Origin of the sequence: Streptomyces sp. Alt3, from assembly GCF_030719215.1 — a bacterium.
In the GTDB taxonomy this organism is placed as follows: Bacteria; Actinomycetota; Actinomycetes; order Streptomycetales; family Streptomycetaceae; genus Streptomyces; species Streptomyces glycanivorans.
This window is the reverse complement of sequence record NZ_CP120983.1, coordinates 5,828,951-5,841,233: the sequence shown is the minus strand read 5'-3', so window position 1 is coordinate 5,841,233 and position 12,283 is coordinate 5,828,951. Positions and strand designations below refer to the sequence as shown.

At 69.5% G+C, this 12,283-nt stretch carries 11 protein-coding genes; 9 read left to right on the top strand and 2 right to left on the bottom strand.

Annotated elements, in window-relative coordinates; genetic code table 11:
* Nucleotides 1–30: 30 nt before the first annotated feature.
* Nucleotides 31–525 carry a DUF3145 domain-containing protein gene (locus P8A20_RS25660; RefSeq protein ID WP_147963271.1) on the bottom strand — a complete coding sequence of 165 codons (495 nt, stop codon included), beginning with the start codon at nt 523–525 and terminating at the stop codon, nt 31–33.
* 361 nt (nt 526–886) lie between these two features.
* On the opposite strand from P8A20_RS25660, the gene P8A20_RS25655 reads away from it, so the two are divergent.
* Together P8A20_RS25655 and P8A20_RS25650 are read left to right on the top strand one after the other, a co-directional pair.
* The gene (locus P8A20_RS25655; RefSeq protein WP_306104318.1) at nt 887–1,795 is read left to right on the top strand and encodes an SGNH/GDSL hydrolase family protein; all 909 of its coding nucleotides are present in this window, start codon (nt 887–889) and stop codon (nt 1,793–1,795) included.
* A gap of 11 nt (nt 1,796–1,806) precedes the next feature.
* Complete coding sequence (locus tag P8A20_RS25650) at nt 1,807–2,799, top strand: aldose epimerase family protein (RefSeq protein WP_306104317.1); 993 nt, start codon at nt 1,807–1,809, stop codon at nt 2,797–2,799.
* Between the two features lie 38 nt (nt 2,800–2,837).
* On the opposite strand, the gene P8A20_RS25645 is transcribed toward P8A20_RS25650, so the two are convergent.
* Nucleotides 2,838–3,623, bottom strand: a complete 786-nt coding sequence (locus P8A20_RS25645; protein WP_147963274.1) for an EI24 domain-containing protein — start codon at nt 3,621–3,623, stop codon at nt 2,838–2,840.
* Nucleotides 3,624–3,734: 111 nt separating this feature from the next.
* On the opposite strand from P8A20_RS25645, the gene P8A20_RS25640 reads away from it, so the two are divergent.
* The 7 genes from P8A20_RS25640 to P8A20_RS25610 all read left to right on the top strand — a co-directional run bounded on the left by P8A20_RS25640 (nt 3,735) and on the right by P8A20_RS25610 (nt 12,261).
* Complete coding sequence (locus P8A20_RS25640) at nt 3,735–4,889, top strand: mandelate racemase/muconate lactonizing enzyme family protein (RefSeq protein ID WP_147963275.1); 1,155 nt, start codon at nt 3,735–3,737, stop codon at nt 4,887–4,889.
* Nucleotides 4,886–5,905: a zinc-dependent alcohol dehydrogenase gene (locus tag P8A20_RS25635; RefSeq protein WP_306104316.1), complete on the top strand. Its 1,020-nt coding sequence runs from the start codon at nt 4,886–4,888 to the stop codon at nt 5,903–5,905. The genes P8A20_RS25640 and P8A20_RS25635 overlap by 4 nt, the downstream gene beginning before the upstream one ends.
* Nucleotides 5,906–6,016: 111 nt before the next feature.
* A complete protein-coding gene (locus P8A20_RS25630; RefSeq protein WP_147963277.1) occupies nt 6,017–7,000 on the top strand; it encodes a hypothetical protein in 984 nt (327 codons plus the stop codon).
* A gap of 130 nt (nt 7,001–7,130) precedes the next feature.
* Entirely contained in the window at nt 7,131–8,240 is a 1,110-nt protein-coding gene (gene chvE, locus P8A20_RS25625) for a multiple monosaccharide ABC transporter substrate-binding protein (protein ID WP_147963278.1), read from the top strand.
* A 34-nt stretch (nt 8,241–8,274) separates the two neighbouring features.
* On the top strand, nt 8,275–9,825 hold the full coding sequence (mmsA, locus tag P8A20_RS25620) for a multiple monosaccharide ABC transporter ATP-binding protein (RefSeq protein ID WP_147963279.1): 1,551 nt from the start codon (nt 8,275–8,277) through the stop codon (nt 9,823–9,825).
* The gene (gene mmsB, locus P8A20_RS25615) at nt 9,822–11,066 is read left to right on the top strand and encodes a multiple monosaccharide ABC transporter permease (RefSeq protein WP_306104315.1); all 1,245 of its coding nucleotides are present in this window, start codon (nt 9,822–9,824) and stop codon (nt 11,064–11,066) included. Before mmsA ends, mmsB begins: the two co-directional genes overlap by 4 nt.
* A gap of 28 nt (nt 11,067–11,094) precedes the next feature.
* The gene (locus P8A20_RS25610) at nt 11,095–12,261 is read left to right on the top strand and encodes an aldose epimerase family protein (protein ID WP_306104314.1); all 1,167 of its coding nucleotides are present in this window, start codon (nt 11,095–11,097) and stop codon (nt 12,259–12,261) included.
* Nucleotides 12,262–12,283 lie beyond the last annotated feature (22 nt).

Sequence of the window (12,283 nt, the reverse complement as noted above, 5' to 3'; positions counted from 1 at the left end):
CCACTGGGGCGAGGAAGGCGCTCCTCCCCCTCAGACCACCTGGTGCAGCCACCTGACGGGCGCGCCCTCTCCGGCGTGGCGGAAGGACTCCAGCTCGTCGTCCCAGGGCTTGCCGAGGAGTTTGGCGACCTCGGCCTCCAGGTCCGTCTCACCGCGCAGGGAACGCGCCAGGGCGGCCCGCAGCCGGTCCTCCGGGACCAGGATGTCGCCGTGCATGCCCGTGACGGCGTGGAAGATGCCGAGGCCCGGCGTGGAGCTGTAGCGCTCGCCCTCCGCCGTGGGGCACGGTTCCGCAGTCACCTCGAAGCGCAGCAGGTCCCAGCCGCGGAGGGCCGAGGCCAGCTCCGACGCCGTACCCGCACGGCCCTTCCAGGAGAATTCGGACCGCCAGGTGCCGGGTGCGGCCGGCTGTCTGATCCAGTCCAGCTGGACTCTCAGACCGAGAACGCCCGCCACCGCCCATTCGATGTGCGGGCACAGCGCGCGCGGTGCGGAGTGGACGTACAGAACTCCCCGTGTCGTCACCGGGACCTCCAGTGTGGGACGAAGTTCGCCTTTCCTAGCGGCCTCGCGCCCGTACCGCCTCTTCCCGGCCGGATCCCGAGGTTGTCATCAGTAAACAGCATCGGGAGTGAATCTCCTGAAAAGGGACAGTATGTGACGTGAGATAACTTACCGGACCCGCTGATTCCTGTGCCGGCCGATGTGCGCCACTGGTTCGACGGGGAAAAGCTACCGTGCGCCGGGGCCGGTTGTGTGACGTACCGTCGGTCCCGGGCCCATGATTCTCCGAGCATTCACCCGCGAGGGCATCAGGGCCTGCCACCTGGGACTGCGTGGATGTGCCAGGGGCAGATTCACGCAAGTGGCCGGAGGGAAGACAGGGATGCCTGAGCGTTCGTCACGTCGCCGTGCCAGGGGCGCCGGGGCCCTTCTGGCGGCGGCCGCGCTCGCCGGTGCCGCCGCGCTCACGGGATGCAGCGGTGACGGGGACGCCTCGCCGCGCAGCACCGCGGGCGCGCGGAGCCCCTCTCCCACGCCGCTGTGGGACGTGAGCCCCGCCTCCGTCGCGGCGGTCGGGGACTCCATCACGCGGGGCTTCGACGCCTGCTCGGTGCTGGCCGACTGCCCCGAGGTGTCCTGGGCGACCGGGACCGACGCCGGGGTGCGCAGCCTCGCAGTCCGTCTCCTGGGGCCGTCCAAGGCGGCCTCGCACAGCTGGAACCACGCCGTGTCGGGTGCCCGGATGGCACAGCTGCCCGAACAGATGGTGATGGCCGCGAAGGAGCGGCCGGAGCTGCTCACGGTGATGATCGGCGCGAACGACGCCTGCCGGGACTCGGTGGACCTCATGACTCCGCCGGCCGACTTCCGCTCATCGTTCGAGGCCTCGATGCGGCAGCTGCGCGCCTCGGCCCCGAAGACGCAGGTGTACGTGTCGAGCGTGCCGGACCTCAAGCGGCTCTGGTCGACCGGGCGTGAGAACCCGCTGGGCAAGCAGATCTGGAAGCTGGGGATCTGCCGGTCGATGCTGGGCGACGCCGACGACATGGGCGCCGCGGCGGTCGCACGGCGCGACGCGGTGCAGGAGCGGGTCGTCGCGTACAACGAGGTGCTGCGGGACGTCTGCGCGCGGGACGAACGCTGCCGCTACGACGGCGGGGCGGTGTTCGACTACCGCTTCACCGGCGAGCAGCTGAGCGAGTGGGACTGGTTCCATCCGGGCCGCGACGGCCAGGCCAGGCTGGCGGAGATCGCTTACCGCAATGTCAGGGCGGCCGCGCCCCCGGCGTAAAGTTCTTGATCATGACGACGGGTGCGGCGGTACACAGCGAAGACTTCTCCACGACCGAGGACGGCACGCCGGTCCGGCGCTGGAGCCTGGAGCGCGAGGGCACCCTGGTGCGGGTGCTGACGTACGGCGCCGTGGTGCAGTCGGTCCAGGTCCCGGGCAGGGACGGCGACCGGGCGGAGGTCGCCCTGGGGCTGCCGGACGTCAAGGGGTACGAGACCCACGCGGGCCCCTACTTCGGCGCCGTGGTCGGCCGGTACGCGAACCGGATCGGGGGCGGCTCCTTCGTCCTGGACGGGCGCACCCACCGGCTCACCCGCAACGAGGGCGGCAACACGCTGCACGGCGGTGAGCTCGGCTTCGACAAGCGCGTGTGGGACGCCCAGGAGGTGCCGGACGGTGTGCGGCTCACCCTGGTCTCCGAGGACGGCGAGGAGGGCTTCCCGGGGCGGCTGGCGGTGTCCGTGACGTACACCCTGGACGAGGACGCCGCGCTGCGGATCGCCTACCGGGCGACGACGGACGCTCCGACCGTGGTGAGCCTGACGAACCACACCTACTGGAACCTCGCCGGGGCGGACAGCGGGAGCGCCCTCGGGCACGAACTGCGGCTCGCGGCCGGGCGCATCACTCCCGGGGACGAGCAGTCGATCCCCACGGGGGAGTACGTCCCGGTGGAGGGGACCCGGTTCGACTTCCGGGAGCAGAAGCCGGTGGGACCCGGCTACGACACCAACTACGTGCTGGAGGAGACCGGCGGGGAGCCGGTCGCCGAGCTGTACGACCCTGCGTCGGGTCGGCTGCTCACGGTCCGTACGACGGAGCCGGGGCTCCAGCTGTACACCGCGGACCACCTCGGCGGTGACCCGTTCGTGCCGTGCGCCGGTATCGCCCTGGAGACGCAGCACTTCCCGGATTCCCCGAACCGTCCGGAGTTCCCGAGCACGGTGCTGCGGCCGGGCGAGGAGTTCGCCTCCACGACGGTGTACGGGTTCTCGGTGCGCTGAGCCCTCCCACGGGCGCCGCGCGGGGGCCCGCGGGCGCTTCAGTCCTTCTGCAGGGTGTACGGCGTGGCCGGCTGCGGGTCCGCCGCGGGAGGCGCCGTGAGCTCGCGGGCCAGCAGCGTGGCCCCGGCGACGGCGCCCGGCATCAGGAACACGGCGACGAAGGGGACGACGAAGGCGAGCGCGAGCGGCACCCCGAAGCCCAGGACCATCATCCGGCGGCCGCGCAGCAGCGTGAGCCTGTCCTTCAGGACCATGCCGCGGCGCTGGAGGGCGACGGCGGTGAGCTCCTCGGAGAGGAAGTAGCCGGAGACGCAGAAGCCGAGGGCGGGGATCACGGTCTGCCCGACGACGGGGATGAAGCCGAGGGCGAAGAGCAGCACCCCGTACAGGGCGACGCGCACCAGGATGCGGACGGAGTCACGGGCGGAGATCCAGAGTTCGCGCCAGAGCGGCAGGCCCGACTCGGGCACCTCTCCGCCCTCGCCGCGGTCGACCTCCTCGGAGAGCGACTCGTAGAACGGCTGGCCCACCAGCAGGGTCACCGCGGTGAAGGTGATCACCGCGAGGAACATCCCGAACACGAAGACCAGGACGACCAGGGTGTTGCGCAGGAGCCCCAGCCAGGGCGAGGACCAGTCGTCGGCGAACGGGGTCGCCCAGGAGACGAAGTCGTCCGCGCCGTAGCCGAGTCCGGTCAGCGCGCCTGCGTAGACGACCAGGGTTATCAGCGCGGGCAGCAGGCCGAAGCCGAACCAGCGGCCGTGCCCGAAGGCCCAGCGCTGGCCCTTGATCAAGTAACCGAAACCCGCCCCGAGATCACTCATGGCGTCAGCGTACTTGCGCGAACCATTGACACGTCCCCTGGCCCGTCATTAACGTCACGCCAGCATTTCGAACGAGTGACGAAATACCGAACACGTTGAGAGGCAACATCCGTGCGCATCACCGGAATCAGTACGCATGTCGTCGGCACGCCGTGGCGCAACCTCACCTACGTCCAGGTTCACACGGACGAGGGCCTCACCGGCGTCGGTGAGACCCGGATGCTGGGGCGCACGGACGCGCTGCTCGGTTATCTGCGGGAGGCGTCGGCCAACCACATCAACGGCTCCGACCCGTTCGCGGTCGAGGATCTCGTCAAGCGCATGAAGTACGGCGACTACGGCCGGGCCGGGGAGATCGTGATGTCCGGCATCGCGGTCATCGAGATGGCCTGCTGGGACATCAAGGGCAAGGCCCTCGGCGTCCCCGTCTGGCAGCTGCTCGGCGGCAAGGTCACCGACCGGGTCAAGGCGTACGCCAACGGCTGGTACACCACAGAGCGCACCCCGGAGGCCTACCACAAGGCGGCGCAGGGAGTCGTCGAGCGCGGATACCGCGCGCTGAAGATCGACCCCTTCGGTACGGGGCACTTCGAGCTGGGCCAGGAGGAGACGCGCTACGCCGTGTCCCTCATCGAGGCCGTGCGGGACGCCATCGGCCCCGACACCGAGCTGATGCTGGAGATGCACGGGCGGTTCAGCCCTTCGACGGCGGTGCGGATCGCCCGCGAGATGGCGCCCTTCAAGCCGGCGTGGCTGGAGGAGCCGGTGCCGCCGGAGAACCTCAAGGCCCTGAGCAAGGTCGCCGAGAAGGTCGATCTGCCGATCGCGACGGGTGAGCGCATCCACGACCGGATCGAGTTCCGCGAGCTCTTCGAGTCGCAGGCCGTCGACATCATCCAGCCGGACGTCGGCCACATCGGCGGCATCCTGGAGACCCGGAAGCTCGCGGCGACCGCGGAGACCCACTACACGCTGATCGCGCCCCACAACGTGGGCGGATCGGTGCTGACCGCCGCGAGCCTCCAGGTCGCCGGCTGCACCCCCAACTTCAAGATCCTGGAACACTTCAACGACTTCGCGGACGCGGACATCAAGAAGGTCGTCAAGGGCGCCCCGTACGTCGACCCCGAGACCGGCTGCTTCGAGCTCTCCGACGCGCCCGGGCTCGGCGTGGAACTGGACGTGGACGCGGCGGCCGAATTCCCGCAGCAGCAGGCGCGGTTCGACCTGTGGGCGGACGGCTGGGAGAAGAGGCAGCCCAAGTGACGTCCTTCTCGCGGTCGTTGACCGTCGAGCGGCCGGGCAGCCATCGGCTGACCGAGGGACCGCTCCCCGAGCCGGGCCCCGGCGAGGTCAGGGTGCGGGTCGCCGCCGCCGGGATCTGCATGAGCGACCGCGAGGTGTACGACGGCCACCGCGACCCGGCCTATGTGCGCTATCCGGTGGTGCCGGGTCACGAGTGGTCGGGGACCGTGGACGCGCTGGGTGAGGGCGTCGATCCCGCGCTGCTCGGCCGGCGCACGGTCGCCGAGGGCTTCCGGGCCTGCGGACGCTGCGAGCGGTGCCGGTACGGGGAGACCTCCCTGTGCACGGCGGGCTACGACGAGACGGGGTTCACCCGGCCCGGCGCGTTCGCCGACCACCTGGTGGTCCCGGCACGTCTGCTGCACCCGCTGGCCGACGACGCCGACCTCCGGGCCGCGGCCCTGCTGGAGCCGGCCGCGGTGGTCGCCGCGGCGGTGCGGGCCGGAGCGCCCGAGCCGGGCGAGCGGATCGCCGTCCTGGGGGCGGGCACACTCGGACTGCTCGCGGTGCAGCTGCTGGCGGCGGTGTCGCCGGCGGAGCTCACCGTGATCGACCCGAGGGAGGCACGGGCCGCCCAGGCGCTGGACTTCGGGGCGGGCGAGGCCCGGACGCCGAAGGAGTCCGAGGAGGTGCGGGGCCACTACGACCTGGTCGTGGAGACGGCCGGAGCGCCGTCCACCGCGGCCGACGCCTGCCTGCTGGCGCGTCGCGGCGGGCGGGTGATCCTGACCGGGATGTTCACCCCGGGGGCCGTGGGCATCGACCCGGTGCACCTGTCGCTGAGCCAGCTCACCGTGCGCAGCGTCTTCGGGGCGCCCTCGGCGGCCTGGTCCTACGCGGTGCGGGCGTTCACGGCCGGGCTGCTCGACCCGGCGCCGCTGATCACCCACGAGTTCCCGCTGGAGCGGTTCGCCGACGCGGTGGCGCTGGTGGGGTCCGGGGACCCGGAGACCGGGAAGGTGCTGCTGCGGCCGTGACGGGCACGCCCTGATCCGTACGCCGGTACGGCGGCGACCTGACCGCCTCCGTACCGGCGTACTCCCAACGATCCGAACTTCGTCCGAAATACCGAACGTGAAGGACCAGTCGTGAACGACGCCCCTGCCTCTTCCCCCGGTGCCGCCGGCGCCCGCCGTCCCGGCGACGCGGCGCTCACCGCGCTCGGCCTCGGCCCGGCGCCCCTGTCCCCGGCCGACGCCTCGCCGCACTCCTTCCCCGGCGGCGGGAGCTGGCGCACCGAGGTGCCGTCCGTGGAGGGTCCGGAGGCCCTCGGCGTCGTCCTCAAGGAGTCCGCGAGGCTCGACGTCCCGGTCCACCGCATCAGCCAGGGCAGCGGCGTCTGGATGCTGACGGACGCCGAGATCACCGAGATGGTGGAGAGCTGCGCCGAACGGGACATCGAGCTCTGCCTGTTCACGGGGCCGCGCGGCACCTGGGACACCGGCGCGTCGGTCCGTACGGACTCCGGCGGGGCCGGGCTGCGCTCCCGCGGCCACGACGCCCTGGCCGGCTGCGTCGAGGACGCCCTACGCGCCACCGAGCTCGGCGTGAAGTGCCTGCTCGTGGCCGACGAAGGGGTGCTGTGGACCCTGCACCGGCTGCGTGAGCAGGGCGTGCTGCCCGCGGACACCACCTTCAAGGTGTCGGCGCTCATCGGGCCGGTGAACCCTGCCTCGTTCGCCGTTTTCGAGCAGCTCGGCGCCGACTCGATCAACATCCCGTCCGACCTGACGCTTGCTCAGTTCACTGAGATCCGGCGGGTGTCGAGGGCTCCGATGGACCTCTACATCGAGGCTCCGGACGACCTCGGCGGCTATGTGCGGATGTACGAGGTGGCCGAGCTGATCCGGCGCGGCGCGCCGCTGTACCTGAAGTTCGGCCTCGCCAAGTCGCCCGGGATCTACCCCTACGGCCAGCACCTGCGGGAGCTGGCGCTGTCCACCGCCAAGGAGCGGGTGCGGCGCGGACGGCTCGCGCTGGACCTGCTCGCGCGGCACGGGGCGGACGGCGGGATGGCCCCGCTCGGCAGCCGACTCCCGGGCCGGCTCAACCGGTTCGCGATCTCGTCATAACGTTCCGGAAACACTCTCCCCAAAAGAAGACACAGCCGCGCACAATCCCACACACCCGTTCTCGGTCGATCTGCCCTCAGCGTTCCGGCACCACCGGACCGAGCTCTGACACACATCAAGGATGATGACCATGCGCAACCGCAGAGCCGCACTTGCCGCCGTCGCCTCCGCCGCCTCCCTGGCCCTCGCCCTGACCGCCTGCGGCCAGAACAGCGAAGGCGGCGGCGAGGAGAAGAAGGGTGGCGCCGACGGCGCCACCATCGGCGTCGCGATGCCGACGAAGTCCTCCGAACGCTGGATCTCCGACGGCGCCAACGTCGTGAAGGAACTGAAGTCGAAGGGCTACAAGACCAAGCTCGTCTACGGCGAGGACGACCCTGACCAGCAGGTCTCGCAGATCGAGAACATGATCACCCAGGGTGTGGACGCCCTGATCGTCGCCGCGATCGACAACAAGTCCCTCAACAACGTGCTGCAGCAGGCCAAGGACGCCGACATCCCGGTGATCTCCTACGACCGGCTGATCCTCGGCACGGAGAACGTCGACTACTACGCCTCGTTCGACAACGAGAAGGTCGGCGAGCTCCAGGGCTCGTACATCGTGGACAAGCTCGGCCTGGAGGACGGCAAGAAGGGCCCCTTCAGCATCGAGCTGTTCGCCGGCTCCAACGACGACAACAACACCAAGTACTTCTTCCAGGGCGCGATGAACGTCCTCAAGCCCCACATCGACAAGGGCGAGCTGGTCGTCCGGTCCAAGCAGACCGCCCTCAACCAGGTCACCACCCTGCGCTGGGACGGCGGCACCGCGCAGAAGCGCATGGACGACCTGCTGACGTCCAGCTACCGCAGCGCCAAGGTCGACGCCGTGCTCTCCCCCTACGACGGCATCTCCATCGGCATCCTCTCCGCCCTCAAGTCGGACGGCTACGGCACCGGAGCGAAGCCGATGCCCGTTGTCACCGGCCAGGACGCCGAGCTCGCATCGGTGAAGTCGATCATCGCGGGCGACCAGACGCAGACCGTCTACAAGGACCTGCGCAAGCTCGCCAAGGTCGCCTCGAACATGGTGGACGCCGCCCTGAACGACAAGAAGCCCGAGGTCAACGACACCAAGTCCTACGACAACGGTGTCAAGGTCGTCCCCGCCTATCTGCTGCAGCCGGTCAGCGTCGACAAGGACAACTACAAGCAGGCCCTCGTCGACGACGGCTACTACACCGAGAACGACCTCAAGTAACCGGGCTCCCTCTCAAGGATTGGAAGGCAAGACCATGGCGGGACCCGTCCTGGAAATGCGCTCGATCGTCAAGACCTTTCCCGGTGTCAAAGCGCTTTCGGACGTCACACTGACCGTCCGGCAGGGCGAGGTCCACGCCATCTGCGGTGAGAACGGCGCCGGCAAGTCGACCCTGATGAAGGTGCTCTCCGGCGTCCATCCGCACGGCAGCTACGAAGGGGACGTCCTCTTCGAGAACGAGACCTGCCGGTTCAAGGACATCCGGGCGAGCGAGCAGCACGGCATCGTGATCATCCACCAGGAGCTGGCGCTGGTGCCGTACCTCTCCATCGCGGAGAACATCTTCCTCGGCAACGAGCACGCGAAGCGCGGGCTCATCAACTGGAACGACACCCTCAGGCACGCCGGTGAACTGCTGCGCCGGGTAGGCCTCGACGAGCACCCGGAGACCCGCGTCGCCGACATCGGCGTGGGCAAGCAGCAGCTGGTGGAGATCGCCAAGGCCCTGTCGAAGAAGGTGAAGCTGCTCATCCTCGACGAGCCGACGGCGGCGCTCAACGACGAGGACAGCGGCAAACTCCTCGACCTGATCCTCTCGTTGAAGGAACAGGGCATCACCTCGATCATCATCTCCCACAAGCTGAACGAGATCCGCCGGGTCGCCGACTCGGTCACGATCATCCGCGACGGGCGCTCCATCGAGACGCTCGACGTGAAGGCCGAGGGGACGACCGAGGACCGGATCATCAGCGGAATGGTCGGCCGGGACCTGGAGAACCGCTTCCCGGACCGGACCCCGCACCATCCGGAGGAGGGCTCCGCGCCTGCTCTGGAGATCCGCAACTGGACCGTGCACCACCCCATCGACCAGCAGCGCAAGGTCGTCGACGACGTCTCGATCGAGGTGCGGCGCGGCGAGATCGTCGGTCTCGCCGGGCTCATGGGCGCCGGCCGCACCGAGCTGGCGATGAGCGTCTTCGGCCGCTCCTACGGCCGGTACGCGAGCGGCACCGTCCTGAAGGACGGCGCCGAGATCCGTACGAAGTCCGTCCCCGAGGCGGTCTCGCACGGTATCGCGTACGCCACCGAGGACCGCAAGCACTACGGCCTCAACCTCATCGACACCATCAACCGGAACATCTCGCTGACCGCCCTGGGCAAGGTCGCCAAGCGAGGTGTGGTCGACGAGCACGGGGAGCGGCAGGTCGCCGAGGGCTTCCGGAAGTCCATGAACATCAAGGCGCCGACCGTCTTCGAGCCGGTGGGCAAGCTGTCCGGCGGCAACCAGCAGAAGGTCGTCCTCAGCAAGTGGATCTTCGCCGGTCCCGAGGTGCTGATCCTGGACGAGCCCACGCGCGGTATCGACGTGGGCGCCAAGTACGAGATCTACACGGTCATCGACCAGCTGGCCGCCCAGGGCAAGGCGGTCGTCTTCATATCCTCCGAACTGCCGGAGCTGCTCGGCATGTGCGACCGCATCTACACGATGGCCGCAGGACGGCTCACGGGTGAGTTCTCGCGGGCCGAGGCATCGCAGGAAGCGCTGATGCGTCAGATGACGAAGGACAAAGAGGTAACCCGATGAGCACGGACGTGACCGACAGGACCCCGGCCCCCGCGCCGCCCGGCAAGAGCGGACCGGCCGCCGGCGGCGGGCTGTTGCAGCTGGTGCTGGACGGCATGCGCCGCAACATGCGCCAGTACGGCATGCTGATGGCCCTCGGCCTGATCGTGGTGCTGTTCGCGGTGTGGTCGGACGGCGATCTGCTGCTGCCGCGCAACGTCTCCAACCTGGTGCTGCAGAACAGCTACATCCTGATCCTCGCGATCGGCATGATGCTCGTCATCATCGCGGGCCACATCGACCTCTCGGTCGGCTCGCTGACGGCGTTCATCGGCGCCATGGCCGCCGTACTGATGGTCGAGCACGACATGCCCTGGCCGCTCGCGGTGGTGCTGTGCCTGGCCATCGGCGCCGTGGCGGGCTCGGTGCAGGGCTTCTTCATCGCCTACCTCGGCATACCGTCGTTCATCGTGACCCTCGCGGGCATGCTGCTCTTCCGCGGTCTGACGGAGATCTTCCTGAAGGGCCAGACCCTCGGCCCCTTCCCGCAGGACCTCCAGGAGATAGCCAACGGCTTCCTGCCCGAGGTCGGGCCGAACACCAACTACCACAACCTCACGCTGCTGCTGGGCTTCGCCCTGATCGCCTTCGTGGTGATCCAGGAGGTCCGTGACCGCAAGCGCCAGCAGGAGTTCGCCCTGGAGGTGCCGCCGTTCAAGCTCTTCCTGCTGAAGCTGGTCGCCCTGGTCTCGGCCGTCCTCGTCGTCACCCTGCTGCTCGCCAGCTACAAGGGCGCCCCGGTCGTACTGCTCATCCTCGGCGTGCTGGTCGTCGGCTTCGGCTACCTGATGCGCAACGCGATCATCGGCCGCCACATCTACGCCATCGGCGGCAACCTGCCCGCGGCCAAGCTGTCGGGTGTGAAGGACAAGAAGGTCACCTTCCTGGTCTTCCTGAACATGGGCATGCTCGCGGCCCTGGCGGGTCTGGTCTTCGCCGCCCGCTTCAACGCGGCCTCGCCCAAGGCGGGCCTCAACTTCGAGCTGGAGGCCATCGCCGCCTCGTTCATCGGCGGCGCGTCGATGAGCGGCGGCGTGGGCACGGTCCTCGGCGCGATCATCGGTGGTCTGGTCCTGGGCGTGCTGAACAACGGTATGAACCTCGTGGGCATCGGAACCGACTACCAGCAGGTCATCAAGGGCTTCGTCCTGCTGGCCGCGGTCGGGTTCGACGTATGGAACAAGCGCAAGGTCGGCTCGTAACGCCCCTTCATCCGACAGGAGTTGTTTCATGACCTTCACCACCGGAACCAGCAGACGCACCGTCCTGGCGGCCACGGCCGCCGCCGGGCTGGCCGTGGCGGCGGGCGCCCCCGCCGCGCACGCCTCGGCCTCCGGACGCGCCCCGTCCGAGGAGCTCTTCGGCACCCTCGCCGACGGGACGAAGGTGCACCGCTGGACCCTCGCCAACGGCGGGACCCGGCTGAAGGTCCTCTCCTGGGGCGGTGTCGTCCAGTCCCTCGAGATCCCCGACCGCCGGGGCCGGACGGCGAACGTGTCGCTCGGCTTCGGCGGCCTGCCGGACTACGTGGCGAAGTCCCCGTACTTCGGCGGGCTGATCGGGCGGTACGGCAACCGGATCGCCGGGGGCCGTTTCACCCTCGACGGTGTCACGCACCAACTGCCCCTGAACGACGGCCCCAACAGCCTGCACGGTGGCGACCGGGGCTTCGACAAGCGGGTCTGGGACGTGAAGCCGTTCACCGCACGTGGTGACGTCGGGCTGGTCCTGACCAGGACCAGCCCGGACGGTGAGGCCGGCTATCCGGGCGCGCTCGCCGTCCGTGTCGTCTACACCCTCACCTCCCGGGGTGAGTGGCGCATCGACTACACGGCGACCACGGACCGCGCCACCGTCCTCAACCTGACCAGCCACACCTATTTCAACCTGGCGGGCGAGGGCAGCGGCAGCGTCGACGGGCACCTGCTGGAGCTTTCGGCGGCGCGCTACACACCGGTCGGCGCGACGCTGATCCCGACGGGAGAGCTCGCCCCGGTGGCGCGTACGCCGTTCGACTTCAGGCGGCCCCGGGCCGTCGGGGAGGCCGTCCGTACCCCGCACGAGCAGGTCGGGTACGGGCAGGGGATCGATCACAACTACGTGCTGGACAAGGGGATCACGACCCGCCCCGAGTACGCGCTCACCGTCACGGACCCCGGCTCGGGCCGGGTGATGAAGATGTACACGACGGAACCCGGCATGCAGGTCTACACGGGGAACTTCCTCGACAGCACCCTGGCCGGCACCTCGGGGCGGGTGTACCGCCAGGGCGACGCGTTCTGCCTGGAGTCGCAGCACTTCCCCGACTCCCCCAACCAGCCGTCGTTCCCGTCGACGGTGCTCCGGCCCGGCGACACCTACCGCTCGACGACGGTGCACGCCTTCTCGGCGCGCTGAGCGGCCCCTCCCGGCACACGTA

Coding starts and splice junctions, on each gene's coding strand:
- P8A20_RS25645 (WP_147963274.1), bottom strand. CDS start 3,623: ATGAGTGATCTCGGGGCGGGTTTCGGTTACTTGATCAAGGGCCAGCGC.
- mmsB (WP_306104315.1), top strand. CDS start 9,822: ATGAGCACGGACGTGACCGACAGGACCCCGGCCCCCGCGCCGCCCGGC.
- P8A20_RS25650 (WP_306104317.1), top strand. CDS start 1,807: ATGACGACGGGTGCGGCGGTACACAGCGAAGACTTCTCCACGACCGAG.
- P8A20_RS25610 (WP_306104314.1), top strand. CDS start 11,095: ATGACCTTCACCACCGGAACCAGCAGACGCACCGTCCTGGCGGCCACG.
- mmsA (WP_147963279.1), top strand. CDS start 8,275: ATGGCGGGACCCGTCCTGGAAATGCGCTCGATCGTCAAGACCTTTCCC.
- P8A20_RS25655 (WP_306104318.1), top strand. CDS start 887: ATGCCTGAGCGTTCGTCACGTCGCCGTGCCAGGGGCGCCGGGGCCCTT.
- chvE (WP_147963278.1), top strand. CDS start 7,131: ATGCGCAACCGCAGAGCCGCACTTGCCGCCGTCGCCTCCGCCGCCTCC.